This window comes from Pseudoalteromonas sp. OF7H-1, assembly GCF_022347825.1.
Lineage (GTDB): Bacteria > Pseudomonadota > Gammaproteobacteria > Enterobacterales > Alteromonadaceae > Pseudoalteromonas > Pseudoalteromonas maricaloris.
Genome location: NZ_JAKRFX010000026.1, coordinates 15,096 through 40,186, shown reverse-complemented (window position 1 = coordinate 40,186; position 25,091 = coordinate 15,096). Strand labels below are relative to the sequence as shown.

Genomic DNA, 25,091 nt, shown 5'->3' with positions numbered 1-25,091 from the left:
TCCTACCCAAAGCTGTTATTTTTCAATAACCCAAGGTTGTGAAAACCAATAATATCGTCCTGTGTCTTTGATTGAAGGTGCAGTACAGTTATATCGTGACCGTCCTATGGATAGTGCTTTCGGGGTTTGGATACGTACGCTGGTTTCTGATAGCCACGTTAGCTCAGCTTGCCCAACACCTGAAACGTAGCATGCAAATTGACTCTGATGAAAATCCTTATTGTTAAAATGCAACGTGATTGCTGGGGTTTTATTGTTCGTGACGCTGTCAAGGTACTCTAATTTTTGTAGAGAGAAGGCTTTGGTCTCGAGCTTAGTTTTTAATGTTTCTAAGTTGCTGTAATTTCCCGATGCGGGAAAGCGAGCGATACGTGTAAAATCTGAAGAAACACCAACTGCACCAGAGTGTTGGCCAATACCAATAAGCCCAAGCTCTGCTACTAGCTTTTGTAATTCATGGTTAAACTCGCCGTAAGGGTATGCGAGGTAGGGGTAATCGTGGCCAACCTCTTCTTTAATTCGCTGTTGTGACCATGTGATATCGTGCTCAACACGCGCACGCCATTGTGCCACTGTTTCATTTTTTAGTTTGAGATGGAGGTAATCGTGCTTAGCACTATGATTTGCGATAATAGCCCCGCGTTTTGCTAATGCTCTCAGTTCATCCCACGTCATGACATAGCTTTTCTTTTCGTCAATAAGTTGAGGGTTGACGAAAATCGTATAGGGAAAGCCAAAAGATTCCAGGATTGGGGCCGCCGCAGTGATATTGTTTTCATAGCCATCATCAAAGGTGATAGCTAACGTCTTTTCTGCTAGAGACTTACCCGACTTCAGGCTATCTAACAACTGTGGTAAAGGTATCACCGAAAAACCATGTTCTTTAATGTGGTTAAGATGAGATTTAAAGGTTTCTTCACTCACGCTGGTGACCGCTGGGAGTTTCTCACTCACGTGATGATACTGTAAGATAACCGCACTCCAACTATTTGCTGAGAATAGGGCCAAACCAAAAATAATATGTTGTATCAATTTTTTAAATGCCATAAAGCGCAACATCTGAGCCTCTTACTACTTGCAGGTCCGATGATACTATCAAATATTACGGTGCCACTGTTAGGATTAGTCGATACGGCAGTAATTGGTCATATGGGGGATGCGCATTTTTTGGCTGGGATTGCGCTTGGCTCTAGCGCTATCTCGGTACTATTTTGGCTTGCAAGTTTTCTGCGAATGAGTACAACAGGAGTGATAGCTCAATCAAGTGGCCAGCAAGACCATGACAAGCTAACACGTTCACTATATACCAGTATGCTCATTGCGCTGCTCTTCGCCATGAGTTTGATTGTGTTATCTCCTATGCTGATCCAAGTTATTGCTCAGCTTTCAAATGCTTCTAGTGAAGTATTTGAGCAAGCAAAATTATATTTTCAGATCCGTGTATTTAGTGCGCCTGCAGCAATGTTAAATCTTGTGTTGCTGGGCTTTATGCTTGGGATGCATTACGGACGAGGGCCATTCTATCTGGTGTTGTTCACAAACATAGTGAATATAGCTTTGGACATTTTATTTGTTGTCGGATTTGAGTGGGGAGTCGCAGGCGCAGCTTGGGCTTCACTGATTGCAGACTATTCGGCATTAGGCTTATCCTTGTTTTTGAGCGCATTGGTCGCAAGGCGTCACGGTATTGCATTGAAGTTCACTCTACCAAAGCGCGCCGAGTGGCTCAGTTTACTCACCTTGAATCGTGATATTTTTATTCGTTCCTTGATTTTACAACTCTGCTTTAGTTTCATGACTTTCTATGGCGCAAGGCTTGGTGAAATCACGCTAGCGGCTAACGCCGTATTGCTGAATTTTTTGATGTTAGTCAGCTTTGCGATGGACGGTATTGCTTATGCTGCGGAGGCAAAAGTCGGCAGAGCAAAAGGACAAGGCTCGTTGGGGCAATTGCAATTATGGGTAAAAGTAAGCCTGTTTTGGGGGGCTGCATTTGCGCTTTTATACAGCGCTATTTTTTATCTAGCTGGTGGCTGGATCATTAGCTTATTAACCAATATCCCCGAAGTGATAACATTGGCAGGTACTTACTTACCTTGGTTGGTGCTATTACCTTTGATTGCCATGAGTTGCTTTTTGTTTGACGGTATCTTTGTTGGGCTTACTCGTGCTAAAGAAATGCGAAACAGCATGTTAGTTTCTGCGGTATTCGGTTTCTTCTTGCCGTTTTTGATTGCTTTGCCACTCGGTAACCATGCACTCTGGCTTGCGATGAGTTGTTTTATGGGGTTGCGTGGATTGACCTTGGCATATAAATATCACCAGCTCACTCGAGAGGTCGCTTTACTCGAATAATGGGGCTGCGTTAAGCAAATGGGTCGTTATCTTTTAGAGTTTGGCGGCGTTTTTCTCTAGCTTCGATAACTTGAGAAAAGCGATTAGCAAAAATACCAATATAACCGTAAAAGGCACAGCATAAACCAGGAAGCAAAAGCACTAAACCTGCGATTTGAAAGCGATGATCTTGATAGTAACCCAGTGCGATAAAAGCGCCCGCTAGTAACACAATAACAAGGCCAGAAAGGAAAAATTTGAGGCTTCGCTTAGGGTGAGACCCTAAGCGATAAATGAGGGTTTTGCTCATTAATAGTAAGAATGTTCGCCACGCGCGTGTTCCGTGATGTCACGTACGCCGTTGATTTCTTCAAACTTAGCGATCATCTCTTTTTCGATGCCTTCTTTTAATGTGACATCAATCATTGAGCAGCCGTTACAACCACCGCCGAATTGAAGTACAGCAATACCATCTGCGGTAATTTCTACTAGGCTAACTTGACCACCGTGATTGGCCAGTTGTGGATTTACTTCTGTCACAAGCATGTGCTCTACGCGCTCAGCAAGGCTCGCATCATCACGTAATCGTTTAGCTTTGGCATTTGGTGCCTTAAGCGTCAACTGACTCCCCATTTTATCGGTAACGAAGTCGATATCGGCTTCTTCTAAAAATGGTGCGCTTTCTTCATCAACGATGGCTTCAAAACCATTAAACGGTAAGCGGATATCGCTTTGTTCAACGGCATCTGCTGGGCAATATGACACGCCACACTCAGCTTGAGAGGTGCCTGGATTAACCACGAAAACTCTAATATTAGTGCCTTCAGCCTGATCGGCTAATAGTTTCGCGAAATGGCTTTGGGCAGAATCTGAAATATGGATCATAATTCGCTCTATACTTGACTAAATTACTCGGTTAATACGTATCATACTCTCCTCGTCGTGTTGTCGCTAGTGTTCGGCGTAAAAATTTGGCAATCGACGGTGCGCTTGTTAGCTTGAAAAGTAATCGGAATTAAAGGACATTATCATGCGGTTAATAAGCTGTATTATCGTGCTGTTGAGCTTTAGCTTGCAGGCCAAGCCCATTGCCTATTATTTTGGCGATGAAGTAAAATTTGATCCTACAATAACTACGCCAAAACAAGCATTTGGATATGAAGTTGGGCAGTGGCATTTGCGCCACGATCAAATCGTTAATTATCTACATACCCTTGCAAGTGAAAGCCCAAGGTTGAGTGTCGAAACAATCGGGTTTAGCCATGAGCGACGTCCTTTGTTACTCCTAAAAGCGAGCTCGCCACAAAACCAACAAAACTTGGCACGTATTCAGCAAGATCATATTGCTTCATTGAGCAGTAGCCAAAACCGTTCAGACCAGCCTGTTGTGATGTGGATGGGCTATAGCGTGCACGGTAATGAGTCTTCAGGAAGCAATGCCGCGGTACTCATGGCATATTATTTAGCTGCGGCGCAGGGCGAGTCAGTTACGCAGCTCCTTGATAATGCGGTGATATTGTTAGATCCAGCTTTGAACCCTGATGGCTTATCACGTTTTGCTACATGGGCAAACGCCAATAAGAGCATGTCTCTATCAACCGATCCTGCACATCGTGAGCATAATGAGTCTTGGCCTTCTAGTCGCACTAACCATTATTGGTTTGACCTCAATCGTGATTGGTTACTACTACAGCATCCTGAATCAAAAGCACGGATCAAAGCGTTCCATCGTTGGAAACCTAACGTACTGACCGATTTTCATGAAATGGGACCAAATAGTACGTATTTTTTCCAACCAGGGATCCCATCAAGGACTCACCCAATTACCCCATTACAAAACGTAGTGCTAACCAACGAGATTGGTAAGTTTCATGCCAAAGCTCTTGATGCGCAAGGGGAGTTATATTTTACTCAAGAGAGTTTTGATGACTTTTATTATGGCAAAGGTTCTACGTACCCCGACGTAAATGGTGCGGTTGGCATTTTATTCGAACAAGCGAGTAGTAGAGGGCATGCACAAGAAACTCAGTATGGCGTGTTGAGTTTTCCTGAAACGATTAAAAATCAGGTCACGACGAGTCTCTCGACATTTCAAGCCAGCACGACGCATCGACGCGCTTTACTTGATTATCAGCAGCAGTTTTATCAACAAGTGAACGAGCTTGCGAGTAAAGATGAAATCAACGGTTACGTTGTTGCTCGTGGCAAAGATAACTACCGTTTTCAAGCGTTTGTGGATTTATTGAAGCAGCATCAGATTGAGGTGAAATACCTCTCAAAAGCCAAAGAGGTTGATAACACCGAATATCAGCAAGGGGATTTATACATTCCACTAGCCCAGCCGCAATATCGCTTGATAAAAGCACTATTTAGCACACAGACACATTTTAAGGACAACACGTTCTATGATGTTTCAGGTTGGACGATGCCGTATGCTTATGATTTAGATTTTGCCGCAGTAAAAAGTGGCTGGGGTTTAAAGCTTCAAGGTGAATCGAGCACTGACTCAAATCTATTGGCTCCCGTTACAGGAAGTTATGCCTACACCATAGAGTGGCATCATTACCTGGCGCCACAATTAGCAAATCGCCTCTTACAGGCTGGAGTGAAAGTAGCAGCTGCAATGTCACCATTTTCAGCATCAACCACCTCAGGCTCTCATGACTTTCAGGCCGGGACACTGGTGATAGCAAGTGGTATTCAGCAGCAAGCGGACTGGTTTACTCAGCTTGAAACAATCGCCAGAGAGCTTTCACTTCCAGTATATAGTGTGACTACAGGCATGACCCAAAGTGGCGTCGATTTTGGGTCAAGACAAATGCTGCAGCTGCAAAAGCCAGAAGTCCTCATCATAGGTGGTGCGGGTGTAAGTCAATATGAAGCGGGTGAGCTTTGGTATCATTTGGATAGGCATTTAAAACTAGCCCCGTCGATTGTGGAAAAGCAGCATATCGAGAAACTCGATCTTACACGCTATACCCACATTTTATTGGCTGATGGTAAATATGGAGATTTAAGTGACAAGAGCAAAGCCAAGCTCTTGAGTTGGGTTGCTAAAGGCGGTGTGATTTGGGGGCAAAAGCGTGGTGCGCAGTGGCTAATCGAACAGCAGCTACTAGACGCTGAAATGGTTTCAAGCAAAGAAATGCGAGCTCAGTTTGACAGCAAAAATCTTACCTTTGCAGATCGAGATAGCCTTTCGGCAAAACAGCGGATTGCCGGCGCAATTTTTGATGCGCGTTTGGATTTAAGCCATCCTTTGTCTTTTGGCTTTGAGAACCGGGAATTGCCCGTCTTTAAAAATAGCACTTGGGTGATGCATCGTAATAACAAGCCATTTATCGAGTCGTTGACGTATACTAAAAAGCCTTTATTGGCAGGGTATGCTGATAATATTAACGTTGAACAGATCGCAGGTTCTTCTGTCTTGATTGCGTCAAAGTCTGGACGTGGAGTGGCTGTAGGAATGACTGACAATCCGGTATTTCGTGGCTTTTGGTTCGGTTCTAGCCGACTGCTAAATAACGCGTTGTTCTTTGCACACGGCATATAAGGTCCAGAACAGCTTATCTGTGCTGTAAGATTTTTAGCGATTTGATTGATATCTATTGTCGTAATATCAAGCAAATAATACGCTTTTAAGCGTCGAATGGTGTGAGGCTGATAGCCATCGCCCACACCATTTTCGCCCCATTTTGTTTACACACTTTTGCCGCTGCATTCATGGTCGCGCCCGTTGTGATCACATCCTCAAGTAATACGATATTTTTTCCTTCAACAGGTTGGCAGAGCACAAAGGCATTGTTTAAGTTACGCTTTCGTTTAGCCTTGGTCAGCTCAGATTGCGGCTTGGTGTGCTTTGTTCTTTTGAGTACTGTCTGGGTGAGTGGTAGCCCTTGCCAAATTTGCTCAACTTGATTGTAACCTCGTCGGATTAACCGTCTTCGGTGTAGTGGCATACAACAAACAAGGTCTACGGGGAAAGTATCCTCTTCACTGAAGCGCTGCCATAGTGTTTGAGCCAGCAGGTTCAAGGCACATTGATAGGCTTTGCTGTGGTTAAACTTTACTCCTTGCAACCATGTGTTTATAGGCGTGCGGTACCAACTCGCTACGGTTAACCCATCGCAGTCTTCAAGGCTAACCATGCGTTGAATATTGGGGTAATTAAGTAGATTAATCTCTTGATCCATAAAGTCTAAGCAGGCGTGTAAGCAGTGTGGACAAAGCAAGGCTTCTGTTGTGCGTTGTTCACAACATACACAAGGCTGACACCACTTTTTAGGTAATAACCGATTAAGTTGGATCATTGCTTTCCATCCCGGGTTAGCTATCATGGCGTCAAGTTTGGTATAGAGAACAGATAAATGCAAAATGAAGTTGTGCTGCTCCATGGTTGGGGGATGAACAAAGCGGTGTGGCAGTTATGCGAGGAAGCTTTAGCACCTACAACAGTAATTAAAGCGGTCAATCTTCCTGGATTTGGTGGCACACCAAGCGCCGAGGGCGATTATTCTCTTGAGCGTAACGCTTTACTTATTGCTGAGCAGCTGATGCCACAAAGCGTGCTGATAGGCTGGTCTTTGGGGGGGTTATTTGCATTGTATTTAGCTGCTCATTTTCCAGACAAAGTTAGCAAGGTTATTTTGGTCGCTTCAACGCCATTTTTTTGTGAGCAAGCTGATTGGCCCGGAATAGCCCCTAAGGTGCTAAACAACTTTGAGACTCAACTGCAAACCAATAGCGCAAAAACGATAGAAAGGTTTTTAGCTATTCAAGCGATGGGCAGTGAACATGCCAGAGAAGACATCAAACAACTCAAAGCGCTACTAGGCACACTGCCGGAAGCGGAGGCGAAAGCACTAGCTGGTGGACTGGAGATATTGAAATCGCAGGACTTACGTGATGAATTTTCACGGCTGCAACTCCCCACAATAGGCATATTCGGCCGTTTAGACTCTCTTGTGCCACAAGCGGCTGTAGAGAAAATGCAGGTACTCAATCCAAATTTTAAGGCTCATACGCTTGCAAAGGCCTCTCATGCGCCTTTTATCTCTCATAAAGAAGCCTTTTTATCACTCCTTAAATCAATTATTTAGATATTTGGAACAATAAAGCGGCAAAAAATTGCCGCTTTTACTTTTCTTTGTTGATATTTTGCGCAATAATTAGTCAGTGAGAAAAGGTTTATCTAGGTGCGAATATGCCAATAGGTGATGTGTTAAATAATGGAATCGACGGTTATAACCGCGCTGCTCAGGGGATTGCCCAAGCAAGTGCTGATATTAACCGCGCTGCCATCGATCAACAAAGCGATTCTGAACGTGCAGTTGGGCGGCAGTTGCAGGGTGCCAGTGCCGGTGAAGCTGTGACAGCTCCTGTGAGCGAAACCCCAAGCTTGACCGAATCCGTGGTAGCCTTAAAAGTTGAAGAGTTTAACGCGAAAGCCAATGTGCAAACTATTCGCACTGCAGATGAAGTGCTAGGTACGTTGATTGATATTAAAGTGTAATGAACATAGTAACGCCACCACCGGCGATGAATTTAAACACTGCCAACGTGTACACCGAAACGGTTGTACGCGATAATCAGCTGCGTGAAGCGATCCCAAAGCCTGCACCAACTAATCCCTCATTCACTGAAAACCGCAACCTTTCCGATTCTGAAAAAGGCCGCTCTTCTAACGTAGACGAGGCAAAAGTTTACGGTTCTGATGGTAAAACAGAGCAAAGCAAAGCCATTCAAGGCAAAGAGCAAGGTGAAAAAGGCGAAGGCCAAGAAAAAGAAAAGAATGAACAAGAGCAGCAACAAACAGAGCAAGATGAGCAGGTCGTTCAAGAATTAAAATCTCGAGATAGAGAAGTAAGATTACATGAGCAGGCTCATGCCAGAGTAGGCGGGCAATATGCCGGATCACCGAGTTATGAATATCAGCGCGGTCCTGATGGTAATAACTACGCTATTGGCGGTGAGGTGATGATCGACGTTGCGCCGCTTGAAGGTGATCCGCAGGGCACGATTGAAAAAATGCAAACGGTGAGAGCGGCAGCGTTAGCTCCAGCAGAACCATCTGGCGCTGACAGAGCCATCGCAGCAGATGCGACTCAAAAACTCTCGGCGGCGCAGGCTGAGTTGGCAAAAGCTTCTATCAGTGGTGAAGAGCAAAGTGATAGCAAGCGGGTGCAAAACATTCAAACTCGCCGCTTGAGTGGTGAGCAGGCAAAAGCAGAGAGTGAAGAAGAGCAAGCCAAGCTTAAGCAGGATGCAGATCCTTACGCTGTTGCGATGCCAATTGAAGCTGACCCTGAAATCCAAGCAAGATCGCTCAGGATCTCAAACTTTTATCAACATGTAGCGATGCCTAATCAACCCGCATCGCTATCAGTGCAAATTTAACCGTAGGTATTGGCCTTCTCCTCCGCGGGTCATTGCAGTGAAAACGAGTTAAAACCCCCGACAAACGAAAAGCGCGACCAAGGCCGCGCTTTTCTTTGTTAGTTGCACTGTTGAAGTTACTTCTTCAGCTTTGCGAAGGCTTCAGCAAACGCATTACCCATCGCGGCGTTACCTGCATCTCGTGATTTTGGCTTAGAAGACTTAGGCGCCGGTTTCCCTTTGTGCGGCTTAGCGTTTTGTTTTTGCGCTGGAGCTTGAGATATTTCATCGTTTAGGCGCATGGTAAAGCTAATGCGTTTACGAGGCACATCAACCTCAATCACTTTGACCTTAACGATATCTCCCGCTTTAACGACTTCACGCGGATCGGAAATAAACTTATCCGTGAGTGCTGAAATGTGAACAAGTCCATCTTGATGCACTCCTACATCCACAAAAGCCCCAAAATTGGCAACATTAGAGACCACACCTTCTAAAATCATACCGACTTTAAGATCTGTGATTGTTTCAACACCAGCTTTAAACTGCGCCGTTTTAAATTCTGGGCGAGGATCTCGGCCTGGCTTATCTAACTCTTTGATAATATCAGTGACCGTTGGTACCCCAAACTTATCATCTACATAGTCGTTTGCCACAAGGCCATTCAAGACTTCGCGATTACCGATAAGGGTATTCACTTCTAGATTTTGCTTTTTACAAATCGCTTTGACAACAGGGTAAGCTTCAGGGTGCACTGCTGATGCATCCAGTGGATCGTCGCCATTGGCGATACGTAAGAAACCAGCTGCTTGTTCAAATGCTTTAGGTCCTAATCGCTCAACTTTTTTAAGCGCCTTGCGATCCGTAAAAGAGCCATTTTCGTCGCGGTATTTTACGATATTGCTGGCTAATGTTTTATTCAAACCCGAGACGCGCGTTAATAATGGTATCGATGCCGTGTTCACATCGACACCTACTGAGTTTACGCAGTCTTCGACCACAGCAGTTAGCGTTTGCCCTAGCTGGCTTTGAGAAACATCGTGCTGATATTGGCCAACACCGATTGATTTTGGTTCGATTTTCACAAGCTCTGCTAGCGGATCTTGTAATCTTCTTGCGATAGAAACTGCACCACGTAGAGATACATCAAGATCTGGAAATTCGTTTGCGGCAAATTCAGAGGCTGAGTACACCGATGCGCCAGCTTCACTTACCATGATTTTGTTGAGCTTTAATTCGGTAGCGCCTTTTAGCAGTTCTGCGGCCAGTTTGTCGGTTTCGCGAGACGCGGTTCCGTTACCGATAGCAATAAGCTCAACTTTGTATTGGCGGCACATTTGCTCTAGTGTCTTCAGCGACTTATCCCACTGGTTTTGAGGGGCATGAGGGTGGATAGTACTGGTTGCAATCAGTTTGCCTGTGGCATCGACAATGGCGACTTTACACCCGGTACGTAATCCCGGATCGATACCCATTGTCACTTTAGCACCAGCAGGCGCAGCCATCAGTAGATCTTTTAGGTTTTTCGCGAAAACTTCGATAGCGTCTAGCTCTGACTTTTCACGCATTGACCCTAAGAATTCGTTTTCCAAGTGCAGGGCGATTTTAATCTTCCATGCCCACTGGACCACACCCATTAACCAATCACTGGCAGCTTTACCAGAGACGGCTAGGCGGTAATGATCAGCAATAATCTGTGCACAAAATTGAGCGGCGTCTTCTGCGCTTGGTTCCGAGTTGATAGATAGTTGCAAAAAGCCTTCGTTACGTGCTCTTAGCATCGCCAGCGCGCGGTGTGATGGAATTTTATTTAGCAGCTCATTATGTTCAAAGTAGTCACGGTATTTACTTCCGGCCTCTTCTTTACCTGCAATGACTCTTGCTTCGATTTGCGCGTTGTCTTTAAGGTGTGCACGGAGTTTAGCAAGTAGCTTTGCGTCTTCTGCAAAACGCTCCATGAGAATGAACTTAGCGCCATCTAAAGCCGCTTTGCTGTCTGCAACGCCTTTGCTCTCATCAATGAAAGGAGTCGCTTGTTGTTCTGGGTCTAACGTTGGATCTGCAAATAAAGCGTCCGCTAGGGGTTCCAAACCTGCTTCTATTGCGATTTGGCCTTTTGTTCTGCGCTTTGGTTTGTATGGGAGATATAAATCTTCGAGTACGGTTTTGCTGTCAGCGGCTTGTATTTCTGCATTTAACTCGGCAGTGAGTTTACCCTGTTCATCGATGGTTTTTAAAATAAACTCGCGACGTTCATCAAGCTCTCGTAAGTAACCTAACCTTTGCTCAAGCAAACGCAGTTGAGTGTCATCTAAGCCACCCGTTACCTCTTTACGGTAACGTGCAATAAATGGAACGGTTGCCCCTTCGTCTAGCAAACTAATAGCAGCATTAACTTGCTGTTCTCTGGCGTTAAGCTCCGTTGCTAAACGTTGTGTGATATTGCTCATGCAAAATCCTTATACTCTTCTTAATCGGTCTGTGTTGCCTAGATAATACTCATCTTTGGCAAACAAAATTTAGCTCAATGTTATCATTGTTCGGTGTTTCTGCGATATTCGATTTGGTTGATATACCAAAGTCTTCGGCCGTGCGGTGTGGTGACCGTAATTTCATCATCGACTTGTTTGCTTAGTAAGGCCCTAGCCATTGGCGCATCGATGGAGATGTAGTCATTGCGTTCGTATATTTCATCAGGTCCAACAATCCGAAATGCACGAACCTCGCCTTCTTCGCTTTCCACTTCTACCCAAGCGCCAAAAAATACTTTACCTTCTTGTTCGGGACTATATTCCACGACTTTTAGTTCGGGCATACGCTTTCGTAAAAAGCGTACCCGTCTATCTATTTGCCTTAATAAACGTTTATTGAAGGTGTAGTCGGCATTTTCGGAGCGATCGCCTAAACTCGCTGCCCAATTCACAATTTTGGTGATCTCTGGGCGCTTTTCAAACCACAGGTGGTCATGTTCTTGCTGCAGTTGGCGGTATCCTTCGGGCGTGATCAAATTCGTTTTCATGTTTCTCAGGTATTTTGGGTTAAACCCTTGTAATGTTCGGTAACAATCTAGTATCAATGTATGGTGTCGAAAAGCACCAAATTCAATTATATTTAAGCATAATAATATCATGGTCCATTATCGCCATGAGCGTTAAATGAACAGGATGATGATTTGTGCACGAAATGTCGCAGATCAGCAAGCTTTAGTAAATTAATAAATAGAAGAAATATAAATGGGAAATGAAACCACCAAAGTGCTCGTAGTTGACGACGATATGCGTTTGCGCAGTCTTTTAGAGCGTTATCTCGTAGAGCAGGGATTTATCGTCCGCAGCGCAGCCAATTCTGAACAAATGGATAGACTACTTGAACGCGAAAACTTTCACTTGATGGTGTTAGACTTGATGCTTCCTGGAGAAGATGGCCTTTCCATCTGTCGTCGTTTAAGACAAAAAGAGAATGAGATCCCAATTGTCATGTTGACGGCGAAAGGTGACGAAGTTGACCGTATTATTGGTCTTGAGCTTGGCGCGGATGATTACATTCCAAAACCTTTCAATCCAAGAGAACTGTTGGCGCGAATAAAAGCCATTCTTCGTCGTCGTGCCAAAGAAGTACCAGGTGCGCCTGCGGCAGAAGAAAATGAAGTGAGCTTTGGTAACTTTACCCTTAATTTAGCGACGCGAGAGATGCAACATGGGGAAGCGACAATTTCACTTACCTCAGGTGAGTTTGCGGTACTTAAAGCACTGGTGAGTCACCCTCGAGAGCCGCTTAGTCGAGATAAGTTAATGAACCTTGCTAGAGGGCGTGATTATAGCGCACTTGAGCGTAGCATTGACGTTCAGGTTTCGCGCTTGCGTCGTATGATAGAAGATGACGCCTCTAATCCTCGCTATATACAAACGGTGTGGGGTCTTGGGTACGTATTTGTGCCTGACGGCGTGAAGTAGCCAGCATGTTACCTCGTAGTGCATTCGGGCAAACCGTCTTCTTTGTCGGCGCGTTACTATTGATAAATCAAGTCGTGTCTTACATTACCGTTACCTTATACGTCTTCAAACCAACTTTTGAACAAGTGAACCTGATGCTTGCCAAGCAGGTTAAAACGGTTTTCATTGATTGGGAGAATGGTGTTGAAGTTGATAACAGTGTATCTCGCAAATTCTTCGAGATAACGGGTATTGAGGTGATGACACAAAGAGAGGCCTATGTAAATGGGCTGGGGCAGGCCAAAGAATATACATTGCTGTCTCGTAGTATGTCGGATCAACTTAATGGTTCCGCGCGAGTCAGGATAAGCCAAGGAGATCCGGTTGTTTATTGGGTCGAAGCACCGCAAGCGCCAGGGTATTGGGTAAGAGTACCGCTTAGCGGACTCAGTGAAACAAAAATGGAGTTTTTAGTTTTTTACCTCTCCAGTATTGGTTTTTTAAGTGTGTTAGGGGGGTGGCTTTTTGCTAGGCATCTCAACAAACCGCTAAAATCGCTACAAATTGCAGCTAGTCGAGTAGGCGTCGGAGATTTTTCAACACGTCTTGTCGAAGAAGGGTCCACGGAAGTCATAGAGGTGACTCGGGCGTTTAACAAAATGTCTAAGGGGATCGCAGACCTAGAAAGTGATAGGCGACTGTTAATGGCTGGTGTGTCGCACGATTTACGTACACCCTTAACCCGAATTCGTCTAGCAACTGAAATGATGTCGGATGAAGAAGACTACCTGCGCGAGGGAATAATCGACGATATTGAAGACATGAATGCGATTATCGACCAATTCATTGAATATCTCCGTCATCACAACGGTGCGGAAATGTCGGCAGATGACGTTAACACGGTTATTGAAGAAGTCGTTCATGCAGAGCAGCAGCATCAGCGACCAATTCACTTGCAAGCAGAGGAATACTTACCTGCGGTGATGATGAATGCTGTTGCGTTAAAGCGGGTGTTCACTAACATGATTGAAAATGCGATCCGTTACTCTGAACAAGATATTGAGGTGACGACAGAGTACAGCCCCAAGCACCGTGCTGTTATCGTAAAAGTAATGGACAGAGGGCCCGGTATCCCTGAGTCAGAGTTAGAGTCTGTATTTGAACCATTTAAACAGGGAGATCAGGCTAGAGGGAGTGAGGGAAGTGGCTTAGGGCTTGCCATTATCAAACGTATCGTGACCACACACGGCGGTAAAGTAAGACTACGAAATCGAGATGGTGGTGGTCTGATCGCGGAGGTTTCTTTGCCTGCTTATCGGGGAAAGCTTGAGGAAGCATGATTTTCAAAAGAGTAGGCGAGCAAGTTGAGCACAATAAAGCATAGGGATTTAAGCTATCAAAAGGGAATATTAGATACACCGTATTTAAACCAATTGAAGCGAGTGATAGCGACAAGCTTTTCCAATGTAGAGGTAGAGCATTACTTTGCACTGTACTTTGAAAAAGGTGAAAGTACAAAGCGCAGACTTCGGTTGTTTTTATCAGGCGGTGACATTGTCGGCTATTGCTTATTGACCTTTGATGATAGCAACAAGGATGTTTGCATTGTTGGCGCTTCAGCTGCTTTTTTACCTGACTTTAGAGGGAAAAACAGTACCTTTAGGTTTTCTCTTATAGAAGTATTAAAACGTTATATACGTAACCCACGTAGAAAACTGTTATATGCAGATACTATGCTCAGCCCCGCAATGTTCAGGGCCATGGCAAAAAATATCGCCGAAGTTTATCCGAATAGCTTGTCTCCAAATAGCGCGATAGCAACGCTCTATAACACCATCAATTCGAGCGGTTTGGTCAGTTCTTATAATGGTCTAAGATGTTTGAAGGTTGTTGGGCGCAAAACCAATTACAGCGAGGCTGAAATTAAGCGCTTTAGAGAAAGCAGCAAAACTGAGATTGCACTTTACTGCAGTGTTAATCCTGACTTTGATAAAGGGACTGCGCTCGTTGTTATCATTCCTATTTCGCTTACACAATTTATATTAACACTAAAGAAAATATTATTGAGTAGAGTACCTAGTGTGTTAGGACAAGGATAAGTTCCGTCACTAGATATTTGTTATTGCTTCTAAGTCTGTCAAAAGGTTTTAGCCGATTGATCTGGTTTAACTTTGTGATATATATCCTTTTTTCTTGATGTTTACTAAGCTGAATTCAGTTCCTATTGTGCACTGCTGAAGAGTAAGTTCGATTTCCCAAGCAAAGTTTTATTGTTTTCAATGTGTTGATTTAATGTTTTATTTGTGTAAGTCTTTTGGGTGATAGTTAACTTAATATAAAAGGAAAATTGTATGAATAAGCTATTACCCGCAGTTGCTTTACTTGTGACAACTTTAACTATGAGCAATCAAGCTCATGCCAATGAAAAAAATGTGACAGTTGGTGAGTTTGGCGAAATTAGTGCTAATGGAGATATTGGCACTGCATCTATGTCTATTCCAGAGTTTAAGCAGTACTTTCGATATATTATGGACACAGACGAAGTCGCTAATATCACTTCACAATGCCGTATCTTGACTTACGTATACCATGATATTGATTTTAATTATATATACCCTGTCGAGTTTCGAATTGAGGCATACTCAAAGACTAAGCTTTATAAAACCTATAAAGGCCAAAGAGGACGCTTTCCTTCTGAGCAAAGGCTATGTAATTGATTAAAAAGCTTTAGCATAAAACAATAAACCCACTTGAAGTGGGTTTTTGGATCAAAAAAACGCCCAAACAAGGGGCGCTTTTGATAAAGGAATCTTTCTTAAGTTTAGCCGCGAGGACCTGCTGCTTTGATCGCTTCAGAAACATCGTATTTAGCGAAGTTTTCTTTGAAATCAGCCGCAAGCTTAGCTGCATATTCAGCATACTTAGCTTGATCTTGCCATGTATTTACCGGATTAAGTAGCTTGCTATCAACACCTTCCACTGCCACTGGTACATCTAAATTTAGTGCCTCAATGTGCTGTGTCTCAACGCCCTCTAATGTATCGTTTACGATTGCATCAATCACGGCGCGAGTTGTTGGAATGTCAAAACGCTTACCAATGCCATAAGGGCCACCAGTCCAACCTGTGTTTACTAGGTAAACTTTAGCGCCAAACTCACGCACGCGTTTCATTAGTAGCTCAGCGTACACGCCTGCTGGACGCGGGAAGAAAGGAGCACCAAAACAAGTTGAGAAAGTTGATTCGATATCAGAGGTTGAACCAATCTCAGTTGAGCCTACTTTCGCTGTGTAGCCACTAAGGAAGTGATAAGCCGCAGCTTCTTCGCTTAGGATTGAAACTGGAGGTAATACGCCACTTACGTCACAAGTTAAGAATACAACTGCTCGAGGCTCGCCCGCGCGGTTTTCAACTTTACGCTTTTCAACATGCTCAAGAGGGTAAGCTGCACGCGTATTTTGCGTTAAGCTTGAATCAGTATAATCAGGAGTACGCGTTTCATCTAGCACGACGTTTTCTAAAATAGTACCGAAACGGATTGCATCCCAAATAACTGGCTCGTTCTTTTGTGATAGGTCGATACATTTCGCATAACAACCGCCTTCAATGTTGAATACGCTACCAGGTGCCCAACCGTGCTCATCATCACCGATAAGAAAACGCTTAGGATCCGCAGAAAGCGTAGTTTTACCTGTTCCTGATAGACCAAAGAATAATGTTGTGTCACCAGCTTCGCCAACGTTTGCACTACAGTGCATAGGTAACACACCTTTTGCTGGTAGTAAGAAGTTCTGTACAGAGAACATCGACTTCTTCATTTCACCGGCGTAATGCATACCTGCGATAAGCACTTTGCGCTGTGCAAAGTTGATGATAACGGTACCATCGCTGTTTGTGCCATCACGCTCAGGATCACAAACAAAAGAAGGAACGTTCATCACCTGCCATTCAGGTAAATCAGTTTTGTTATAAGAGTTAGGTTCGATAAACATGTTTTTAGCGAAAATGTGGTGCCAAGCAGTTTCAGTCGTTACAACGACTGGTAAATAGTGCTCTGGATCCGCACCGACTTCTAAGTGAGAGACGAAGTGGTCATTTTCAAGAACGTGCGCTTCTACGCGAGCCCATAAAGCATCAAACTTAGCACCTTCGAATGGGCGGTTTACGTTACCCCATTGGATGTCATTTTCTGTGCTTGATTCTTTTACGATGAAACGGTCGTTTGGTGAACGTCCAGTACGACGACCAGTTTTTGCAACAAAAGCTCCATTTGCGGCTAAAGTGCCCTCGCCACGACGGATAGCGTGTTCGACAAGTTCAGCTGCGGTTAAATCGACAAAACGAGTAGCGCTTGAAGTCATGTTTATACCTAAAAAGTGAGAGTTGAACGGGATAGCTCTGGGGTACTCTTGCCCTTAGCTAAATTTATAGTAACAGATGAAATTGAGATATTCGAGCCTTTAGAGTGCTTAAAATTACATAAAAACGTCAAAAAACTTGAATAATTTCAATGATACCGGTGTCATAACTTTTGTATGTTTTATGACACCGGTATCACCCAATAGCCATAAAAAAACCGCCAAAAATGGCGGTTTCATTTTGTAATTAAGGGCTAAAGCGCAACTTAATTAAATAACGATTTAATATCTTGCTCGTTAAAAACGTAGTTTTTCAAGCAGTAATGACAGCTAATATTGACTTCGCCGTGTTTTTGCAAGTCTTCCATCAAGGCTTCTAGTCCGACATTGGCCAGCGCATTCTCGGTTTTTTCACGGCTACATCCACATACAAACGAGATAGCTTGTGGTTCAAAAAGTTGAGGATTGTCTTCGTGATACAGTCTTGTTAGTACGGTATTGGCGTCTAAATCTAGTAGCTCTTCATCTTTAATCGTGTCGCTTAGTGCTTCAAGATGTTGGAAATCGGCAACAGACTTTTCTTTATTGACGGGCAGTACTTGTAAAAACAGACCTGCCGCTTTCACTTTATCGCCAACTAGGCTTGTTGCGAACCATAAACGGGTTTTCAATTGCTCAGATTGTTCGAAGTATTCTTCTAAACATTCGGCAAGTGATGCTTTAGAAAGTGGAACTATGCCTTGATAGCGTTCGCCTTTTGTCGGTGTAATGGTGATAACCATATACCCTTTGCCCATTAGCTCAGGTATAGATGATCCCAAAACCTCAGATTGCAGCCTTGCCACTCCGCGCATCTGTTGTTTGTGATTACCATTGATCACCGCATATTTTACTGGACCATCACCTTGAAGCTGAACCGCAATGTCACCTTCAAATTTTAACGTAGCGGTCAGCAAACTCGTTGCAACCAATAACTCGCCTAATAGCTGTTGCACAGGCTCTGGGTAGTTGTGACCGCTAATGATGTCAGTAAAAGTCTGTTCTATTTGTACAAGCTCACCACGTACGTCTAGCTTGTCGAAAATATAACGATGAAGTAAATCAGTCTGCATCAATGAAAATCCTAGTTTGATTTCAATTTAAGTAATTCACGGCGTTGTTTCTTGTCCGGCTTAGTGGCAGGACGAGGCGCAAACAAGCTATTGTTTTGGCGCGCCAACGCGTTTTGAGTTCGTTTTTCAATACTCGCTTCAGACTCTTCATAAAGAGTTTGAGCGATAGGAGCCGCTTGTCGCTTCTCCATGATTTTGAGTATGGTTACTTCTTTCTCTTCATATCCTTGGGCCAATTTCACTACCGCGCCGACTTCAACCGTTTTACTTGGTTTGCAGCGTTGACCGTTGTAATGTACTTTGCCACCTTGGACCATGTCGCGAGCAAGCGCTCGTGTTTTGTAGAAGCGAGCAGCCCATAACCACTTATCAATACGAACTTTCTGTTCAGATTGGTTGTTTTCCTGTTGGAGTTTTGTCACAATTCGTTAACTATTTGCTAGTGTGAAATTTAACCTAACAAATTTAGCATATTTCGTTATGCAAACAAAGTAGATGACAGGCACTAAACTTGTGAGTTAATCGCACTTTACCTAAAAAATGAACTAATATGTGTGTCTATGTTCCAAAGGTTAAGTTTAGATTCAGTTAATTGGCCTACGGTGTACCTATTTAATTAAAAGTTTAACAAATGCACGCTTGTTGAAAAAATTTCGAGGCGGTACACTGGGGCGTTCAAGAGAATAAGAAAAGTATTATATGGAATTACAGTTACAACAGCTTCAGAAGTTTTGGCTTGGTTTGCCTCATGCAAAATTGAGTCGTATCATTGTTGTCCTGTCGGTTGTTTACGTTGCGTTTCTCTTTTCGCAATTATTTTGGTTGTTATGGCCTGTGCCACAAACACAACCTTTGCTCCCAGCATCACAACTGTATAGTCAATCAAGTAGCGGTATCACAAGCCGAGGAATTGTCGCTCAAAATTTGTTTGGTGAGGCAAATGCTAAGCCTGATACCAAACCACAGCCAGTGGTTTCTGATGCACCAGAAACAACGCTTAACGTTAGGCTAACTGGTATCGTGGCGGTAAGCCAAGATGATGGTGCAGGCCTTGCTATTATTGAATCTCAGGGGCGTCAAGAAACCTATTCAGTTGACGCGCCAATTTCAGGTACTCGCGCAAAGCTTGCTCGGGTATTACCTGATCGTGTGATTTTAGATGTTAGTGGGCGTTTTGAAACGCTTATGTTAGATGGCATAGAGTTTAGCCGCACTGTAGCGATGCCAACACAGTCCAAACAAATCGTAAAAGACAGTACTTCACCTTCTTTAAACGCAAATCACTCTGAGTTGGCGAATCGTCGCAAAGAGCTGATTAATGAGCCAGGTAAGTTATTTGATTATATTAAAATTTCACCAGAGCGCCGCAATGGAGAGCTAATTGGTTATCGCCTCACACCTGGTAAAGATCCTGAGCTATTTAATCAAGTCGGTTTACAAGCAAATGATCTAGCAATTGCGATTAATGGGTTTCAACTCACGGATATGAAACAGGCTATGTCAGCAATGAATGAACTAAGAAACAGCACAGACGCAAACATCACCATCGAACGAGACGGTCAGGTGATAGATGTGCAGTTTAGCCTGTAAAGTTACTAATTTTGGAGTTTTAGAAAAATGGGTAAAAAGCTACACCTCACAAAAACCAAAAAAGGGTTAGCTAAGTATGCAACGCTCTTGATTGCTGCTGGTATTTCACTTTCTGTTTCTGCGGTTGAATATGCCGCGAACTTCAAAGGTACTGATATTAATGAATTCATTAATATCGTTAGTGATAAGCTGAATAAGACTATCATCATAGACCCTAACGTGCGCGGTAATATCAATGTTCGCAGTTATGAGCTGATGGATGAAAAACTTTATTATCAGTTCTTTTTAAACGTGCTTGAAGTATATGGTTATTCAGTTATTGAAATGGATAGCGGTGTGCTTAAGGTAGTTCGTAGTTCTGATGGTAAAAAGTCGAACGTGCCTTTGGTATCTGGTGAAGAGCTAGGTAACGGTGACGTAATGGTAACACGCGTTGTTCGCGTGAAGAATGTCAGCGTGCAAGAGCTTGGTCCACTTATTCGTCAATTCAGTGACCAAAAAGATGGTGGTCACGTAACCAATCTAAATTCGGCAAACGTGATGATGTTAACCGGTCATGCGTCCTCAGTGAATCGCCTTGTTGATATTATCAAAACGGTTGACCAAGCGGGCGATAAGCGTGTTGATATCGTTAAGCTAAAGCATGCCACTGCTGAAGACGTTGTTAAAGTCGTTGAAAAGATTTTCCAAGACTCAGGGAAAGGCGGTGTGCCAGACTTCCTTATCCCGAAAATTGTATCAGATACCCGTACCAACAGCGTCATTGTTAGTGGCGAATCACAGGCACGTAGCCGCGCGGCCGAACTCATCAAGCGTTTAGATGATGAATTACAATCTCAAGGCAATACTCAGGTTTTCTACCTGAATTACGCAAAAGCGGAAGATCTGGTTAAGGTTCTTCAAGGCGTGAGTAAATCGATTGAAGAAGAACAAGCTGCAGGTCAGCAAGCAAGAACTCGCAGTAGTAGCAAAAATGAAACCAGTATTGAGGCGCACGAAGACTCAAACTCGCTGGTGATTACCGCACAGCCAGATACAATGCGCTCATTAACTCAGGTGATTAAAAAGTTAGATATTCGTCGAGCTCAAGTACTGGTTGAAGCGATCGTTGTTGAGGTTTCTGAAGCCGATGGTATTAACCTTGGCTTACAATGGATCTCTGAAAAAGGCGGGATGCTGCAGTTTAATGATGGCAACACTGTTCCGATCGGTTCACTAGCTGTTGCTGCTGAACAAGCACGTGATAGAGAGATTAAAGGAACTATCGTTGGAACAGACGATAATGATGTATCTAATACCACCACTACCGAGCGCGGAGATTATAGCGGTTTGGCAGGCTTACTGAAAAATATCAATGGTCTGGCGGCTGGTATTGTGAAGAATGATTGGGGTGCAATCATTCAAGCGGTAACCACGGATACCAACTCAAATATTCTAGCTACACCGTCTGTTACCACTATGGATAACGAAGAAGCGTCCATGATCGTCGGTGAAGAAGTTCCGATCGTGACTGGTTCTACTGCAAACGACAATAACTCAAACCCATTCCAAACGGTAGACCGCCAAGAAGTAGGTATTAAATTAAAAGTAACCCCTCAGATTAACGATGGTACAGCAGTTCAACTGACGATAGAACAAGAAGTATCAAGCGTGAAAGGTGCGACGTCGGTGGATATTCGAGTGGCTAAACGTGCTATCAATACCACGGTTATCGCTGATGATGGCGGCATGGTTATCTTAGGTGGTCTGATTGACGAAACCGTTCAAGAAAGTGTTTCTAAAGTACCACTATTAGGTGATATTCCAGTGTTAGGTCACCTATTTAGATCAACAGGAACTAAGAAGGAAAAGCGTAACTTACTCGTCTTTATCCGTCCGACTATTGTACGTGATAGCCGCAGTATGAACGAGATTAGCCATTCAAAATATAACTTTATCCGTGGTGAGCAGCATAAACAAAGAGAAGACGGTATCGAGTTGATGCCATTTGAAGATACGCCAATCCTACCTAAGTGGGATGACAAACTGACTCTACCTCCGACGTATGAAGAGTTCTTGAAAGAGCAAAATAGAAAAGAGCGTGAAAATGATTGATGAGAAAGTCACGCCAGATCTAGGAGCTGAGGCTGAAGAGATGGCTGCGCAGCTGCAAAGCGCTGAGCCAATAGTAGGTGAAGTGGCTGACATGCCTGTCGTACCAACGATTTCATTGCGTTTACCGTTTTCGTTTGCACGTCGAAAGGGGGTGTTACTCAGCCCAGATGGCGATCAGGCTAAGCTTTTTCACAAAGGCACGCTTGATCTTGAAACGCTGATGGAAGTACGCCGCGTTGCAGGTAAAACATTACATCTTGAAGCATTAGATGAAGACCGCTTTGAGCATATGCTTGAAGCGTCTTATCAAAGAGACAGCTCTGAAACACAACAGATGATGGAAGACATCGGCAATGAGATGGATTTGTTCTCGCTTGCTGAAGAATTGCCACAAACAGAAGATCTGCTTGCTGCGGATGATGATGCGCCTATCATCAAGCTCATTAACGCCATGTTGAGTGAAGCGATAAAAGAAGGCGCATCAGATATCCATATCGAAACCTTCGAGCAAGAACTGGTTATTCGCTTTAGGGTTGATGGTGTACTGAAAGAAGTATTGAAACCAAACCGGAAACTGTCTTCATTGTTAGTGTCTCGTATCAAAGTAATGGCTAAGCTCGACATCGCAGAAAAACGTGTACCGCAAGATGGCCGTATCAGTTTGCGGATCGCGGGACGTGCTGTAGATGTACGTGTATCAACGATGCCATCAAGCTTTGGTGAGCGCGTGGTACTGCGTCTACTAGACAAAAATAATGCGCGATTAGATCTTGAAGATTTGGGCATGACCCAAGCAAACCGCGATGCGTTTGCAGAGATCATTGCCAAGCCTCACGGCATCATACTGGTTACCGGTCCAACGGGCTCAGGTAAGAGTACGACCTTGTACGCCGGCATGACACAAATCAATTCTAGGGATCGTAATATTTTAACGGTTGAAGATCCGATTGAATATGAGATCCCAGGCATTGGCCAAACACAAGTAAATCCAAAAGTGGATATGACATTCGCTCGAGGTTTACGTGCGATCCTACGTCAAGATCCCGATGTAGTGATGGTTGGTGAGATCCGAGATTTAGAAACCGCGCAAATTGGTGTTCAAGCATCTTTGACCGGCCACTTGGTATTATCCACACTACACACGAATACGGCCGCCGGTGCTATCACGCGTATGGAAGACATGGGGGTTGAGCCGTTTCTTTTGAGTTCATCACTGCTAGGCGTGTTGTCACAGCGATTGGTAAGAACGCTTTGCCCTAACTGTAAAGAAGCGCATTTGGCGGATGAACGAGAATGTGAACTATTGGGTGTGGCTAAAGACAGTGGCACGCAAATATTCCGTGCAGTCGGCTGTGAAGAGTGTAACTTCAATGGTTACAAAGGCCGTACAGGTATTCATGAGCTTCTCATCGTTGATGAGCCTATCCGTGAACTTATTCATAACGGTAAAGGTGAGCAAGCGGTAGAAAAGTATATTCGTAAGCGTACGCCAAGCATCCGACAAGATGGCTGTTCGCGAGTACTTGCTGGCCAAACAACCTTAGAAGAAGTAATGCGTGTAACGCGTGAGGAAGGCTAATGGCAGCGTTTGAATACCGCGCCTTAGATGGTAAAGGCAAAGAGAAGAAAGGAATTTTAGAGGCGGATACGGCGAAGCAAGTTAGGCAAATGCTGAGAGAAAAAGCCATGATGCCACTTGAAGTTTTGCCTGCTGCTGAGAAAGATAAAAACCAAAGTAGTGGTGGTTTTACGCTTTTTAAAGGCTACCGTCCCTCGGTATCAGACCTTGCCTTGATCACGCGCCAGTTGGCGACCTTGATCCAATCTTCTTTACCTGTTGAGGCTGCGGTGATGGCTGTGGCTGAGCAATGTGAAAAGCCAAGATTAAAGCGTATGCTGATGGCGGTAAGATCAAAAGTCGTTGAAGGTTATACACTTGCAGATGGTATGTCGGAGTTTCCTCATGTATTTGATCACTTGTACCGCTCAATGGTTGCCGCTGGAGAAAAGTCAGGGCACTTAGATGAAGTACTAAATCGCTTGGCCGATTACACTGAGCAGCGCCAACATATGCGTAGCCAAATTACGCAAGCGATGGTGTATCCCATTATTTTGGTTATCTTTGCTATCGCGATTGTTTCCATTCTATTGGGAACGGTAGTACCAAAGATCTTGAAGACCTTTGAGAAGTCTAAGCAAGCACTGCCTTGGACAACAGAGTGGGTTATGGCTGCCAGTAATTTTGTACAAAACTACTGGATGATCACGTTGGCAGTGGTTGTCATTGGCACCTACGCGATTAAAAAAGCATTACAAAATCCTAAGATCCGCTTTTGGTATGATAGCAAGCTGCTGAGTTTACCGGGGCTTGGTAAGGTAACTCGCAGCGTCAATACTGCACGATTTGCGCGTACCTTAAGTATTCTCTCATCGAGTTCGGTTCCGCTACTTGAGGGCATGAAAATCTCAGGTCAAGTACTTGAGAACGAAAAAATCAAAGCCTCCGTTGCAGAAGCCGCGACTCGGGTGAGTGAAGGTGCAAGCCTTAGAGCGTCGTTGCAGCAGACTAAAATGTTCCCACCTATGATGCTGCACATGATTGCCAGCGGTGAAAAGTCGGGTGAATTAGAACAGATGCTTGAACGTGCAGCGAATAACCAAGAAAGAGAATTTGAAAGTATGGTAAATGTCTCGCTGAAGTTGCTAGAACCTGCGATGATAGCGACGATGGCAATTATTGTACTGTTTATAGTTATGGCGATTCTTCAGCCGATTATGGCGATGAACAAAGCCGTAGGATTGTAGTCAAAAAGGAAAGGCCATCGCATGTTTTTGCATGGTCATCAATAACAGCATTGAGGTAAACATTGTGAAAAAACAATCAGGTTTCTCACTACTAGAAGTGATGGTGGTACTTGTTATCATCGGTATGATCTTATCTATCGTTGCGCCTAACGTGATGGGTCAACAAGAAGAAGCAGCAAAAGAAAAGGCACGTCTAGATATTCGTCAGATTGAAGACGCAATGAAGATGTACAAACTAAAAAACAAACGCTATCCAACCACAGAGCAAGGTTTGGAAGCTTTGGTGACGCAAACCAATATTGACCCGGTACCAAAACGTTTCCCTGAAGGTGGCTTTATTTCTAAGCTTCCAGAAGATCCATGGGGTAATCCTTACCAATTAGTAAGTCCTGGCGAAATGAGCCAAATCGATATCTTTTCAATGGGTCCGGATGGCGAAGTTGGCACTGATGATGATATCGGTAACTGGGATACGGAAGACGAACGTTAATC

23 protein-coding genes are annotated in these 25,091 nt (G+C 44.0%); 14 read left to right on the top strand and 9 right to left on the bottom strand.

The genetic code is table 11. The features are described from left to right. Nucleotides 1-15: 15 nt before the first annotated feature. On the bottom strand, nt 16-1,059 hold the full coding sequence (locus MHN30_RS22470) for a polysaccharide deacetylase family protein (RefSeq protein WP_239361181.1): 1,044 nt from the start codon (nt 1,057-1,059) through the stop codon (nt 16-18). A 27-nt stretch (nt 1,060-1,086) separates the two neighbouring features. Between MHN30_RS22470 and MHN30_RS22465 the strand changes: the two genes are divergently transcribed. Then, a complete protein-coding gene (locus MHN30_RS22465) occupies nt 1,087-2,355 on the top strand; it encodes an MATE family efflux transporter (RefSeq protein ID WP_239361180.1) in 1,269 nt (422 codons plus the stop codon). A gap of 10 nt (nt 2,356-2,365) precedes the next feature. Here the strand turns inward: MHN30_RS22465 and MHN30_RS22460 are convergent, their stop codons facing one another. Next, nucleotides 2,366-2,644, bottom strand: coding sequence for a hypothetical protein (locus tag MHN30_RS22460; protein ID WP_130163396.1), 279 nt, complete (start codon nt 2,642-2,644; stop codon nt 2,366-2,368). After that, nucleotides 2,644-3,219, bottom strand: a complete 576-nt coding sequence (gene nfuA, locus MHN30_RS22455; protein ID WP_010378467.1) for a Fe-S biogenesis protein NfuA — start codon at nt 3,217-3,219, stop codon at nt 2,644-2,646. The genes MHN30_RS22460 and nfuA overlap by 1 nt, the downstream gene beginning before the upstream one ends. 145 nt (nt 3,220-3,364) lie before the next feature. On the opposite strand from nfuA, the gene MHN30_RS22450 reads away from it, so the two are divergent. After that, nucleotides 3,365-5,887, top strand: coding sequence for a M14 metallopeptidase family protein (locus tag MHN30_RS22450; RefSeq protein WP_239361179.1), 2,523 nt, complete (start codon nt 3,365-3,367; stop codon nt 5,885-5,887). An 85-nt stretch (nt 5,888-5,972) separates the two neighbouring features. Here MHN30_RS22450 and MHN30_RS22445 read toward each other — a convergent pair whose 3' ends face one another. Continuing rightward, a complete protein-coding gene (locus tag MHN30_RS22445) occupies nt 5,973-6,644 on the bottom strand; it encodes a ComF family protein (protein ID WP_239361178.1) in 672 nt (223 codons plus the stop codon). A gap of 57 nt (nt 6,645-6,701) precedes the next feature. Here MHN30_RS22445 and bioH point away from each other — a divergent pair, with 57 nt between their 5' ends. From bioH to MHN30_RS22430, 3 genes are all read left to right on the top strand, one after another. Continuing rightward, the gene (gene bioH, locus MHN30_RS22440) at nt 6,702-7,433 is read left to right on the top strand and encodes a pimeloyl-ACP methyl ester esterase BioH (RefSeq protein WP_239361176.1); all 732 of its coding nucleotides are present in this window, start codon (nt 6,702-6,704) and stop codon (nt 7,431-7,433) included. A 104-nt stretch (nt 7,434-7,537) separates the two neighbouring features. Beyond that, nucleotides 7,538-7,846 carry a hypothetical protein gene (locus MHN30_RS22435; protein WP_239361174.1) on the top strand — a complete coding sequence of 103 codons (309 nt, stop codon included), beginning with the start codon at nt 7,538-7,540 and terminating at the stop codon, nt 7,844-7,846. Further along, complete coding sequence (locus MHN30_RS22430; RefSeq protein ID WP_222241690.1) at nt 7,846-8,730, top strand: putative metalloprotease CJM1_0395 family protein; 885 nt, start codon at nt 7,846-7,848, stop codon at nt 8,728-8,730. Before MHN30_RS22435 ends, MHN30_RS22430 begins: the two co-directional genes overlap by 1 nt. A gap of 116 nt (nt 8,731-8,846) precedes the next feature. Here the strand turns inward: MHN30_RS22430 and MHN30_RS22425 are convergent, their stop codons facing one another. Together MHN30_RS22425 and greB are read right to left on the bottom strand one after the other, a co-directional pair. Continuing rightward, nucleotides 8,847-11,159, bottom strand: coding sequence for a Tex family protein (locus tag MHN30_RS22425; RefSeq protein WP_239361173.1), 2,313 nt, complete (start codon nt 11,157-11,159; stop codon nt 8,847-8,849). 83 nt (nt 11,160-11,242) lie between these two features. After that, nucleotides 11,243-11,728, bottom strand: a complete 486-nt coding sequence (greB, locus tag MHN30_RS22420) for a transcription elongation factor GreB (protein ID WP_010378480.1) — start codon at nt 11,726-11,728, stop codon at nt 11,243-11,245. 214 nt (nt 11,729-11,942) lie between these two features. On the opposite strand from greB, the gene ompR reads away from it, so the two are divergent. The 4 genes from ompR to MHN30_RS22400 all read left to right on the top strand — a co-directional run bounded on the left by ompR (nt 11,943) and on the right by MHN30_RS22400 (nt 15,358). After that, nucleotides 11,943-12,662 carry a two-component system response regulator OmpR gene (ompR, locus tag MHN30_RS22415; RefSeq protein ID WP_010378483.1) on the top strand — a complete coding sequence of 240 codons (720 nt, stop codon included), beginning with the start codon at nt 11,943-11,945 and terminating at the stop codon, nt 12,660-12,662. Nucleotides 12,663-12,667: 5 nt separating this feature from the next. Beyond that, entirely contained in the window at nt 12,668-13,981 is a 1,314-nt protein-coding gene (envZ, locus tag MHN30_RS22410; RefSeq protein WP_130163402.1) for a two-component system sensor histidine kinase EnvZ, read from the top strand. Between the two features lie 24 nt (nt 13,982-14,005). Next, nucleotides 14,006-14,740, top strand: a complete 735-nt coding sequence (locus tag MHN30_RS22405; protein WP_239361172.1) for a hypothetical protein — start codon at nt 14,006-14,008, stop codon at nt 14,738-14,740. Between the two features lie 252 nt (nt 14,741-14,992). Beyond that, nucleotides 14,993-15,358 (top strand): hypothetical protein, encoded by a 366-nt coding sequence (locus MHN30_RS22400; protein WP_130163403.1) that lies wholly within the window; start codon nt 14,993-14,995, stop codon nt 15,356-15,358. A gap of 104 nt (nt 15,359-15,462) precedes the next feature. Here MHN30_RS22400 and MHN30_RS22395 read toward each other — a convergent pair whose 3' ends face one another. The 3 genes from MHN30_RS22395 to hslR form a co-directional block, all read right to left on the bottom strand. Then, entirely contained in the window at nt 15,463-17,001 is a 1,539-nt protein-coding gene (locus tag MHN30_RS22395) for a phosphoenolpyruvate carboxykinase (protein ID WP_010378491.1), read from the bottom strand. 263 nt (nt 17,002-17,264) lie between these two features. Next, the gene (hslO, locus tag MHN30_RS22390) at nt 17,265-18,110 is read right to left on the bottom strand and encodes an Hsp33 family molecular chaperone HslO (RefSeq protein ID WP_130163404.1); all 846 of its coding nucleotides are present in this window, start codon (nt 18,108-18,110) and stop codon (nt 17,265-17,267) included. Nucleotides 18,111-18,121: 11 nt separating this feature from the next. Further along, on the bottom strand, nt 18,122-18,532 hold the full coding sequence (hslR, locus tag MHN30_RS22385) for a ribosome-associated heat shock protein Hsp15 (RefSeq protein ID WP_010378496.1): 411 nt from the start codon (nt 18,530-18,532) through the stop codon (nt 18,122-18,124). Nucleotides 18,533-18,809: 277 nt separating this feature from the next. On the opposite strand from hslR, the gene gspC reads away from it, so the two are divergent. The 5 genes from gspC to gspG all read left to right on the top strand — a co-directional run bounded on the left by gspC (nt 18,810) and on the right by gspG (nt 25,089). Next, entirely contained in the window at nt 18,810-19,700 is an 891-nt protein-coding gene (gene gspC / locus MHN30_RS22380) for a type II secretion system protein GspC (protein ID WP_130163405.1), read from the top strand. Nucleotides 19,701-19,727: 27 nt separating this feature from the next. After that, nucleotides 19,728-21,794, top strand: a complete 2,067-nt coding sequence (gene gspD / locus MHN30_RS22375) for a type II secretion system secretin GspD (RefSeq protein ID WP_039490902.1) — start codon at nt 19,728-19,730, stop codon at nt 21,792-21,794. A gap of 40 nt (nt 21,795-21,834) precedes the next feature. Further along, nucleotides 21,835-23,373 (top strand): type II secretion system ATPase GspE, encoded by a 1,539-nt coding sequence (gene gspE, locus MHN30_RS22370; protein ID WP_275446694.1) that lies wholly within the window; start codon nt 21,835-21,837, stop codon nt 23,371-23,373. Next, complete coding sequence (gene gspF, locus MHN30_RS22365) at nt 23,373-24,599, top strand: type II secretion system inner membrane protein GspF (RefSeq protein WP_130125775.1); 1,227 nt, start codon at nt 23,373-23,375, stop codon at nt 24,597-24,599. The genes gspE and gspF overlap by 1 nt, the downstream gene beginning before the upstream one ends. 64 nt (nt 24,600-24,663) lie before the next feature. Then, nucleotides 24,664-25,089 carry a type II secretion system major pseudopilin GspG gene (gspG, locus tag MHN30_RS22360; protein ID WP_026001105.1) on the top strand — a complete coding sequence of 142 codons (426 nt, stop codon included), beginning with the start codon at nt 24,664-24,666 and terminating at the stop codon, nt 25,087-25,089. Nucleotides 25,090-25,091 lie beyond the last annotated feature (2 nt).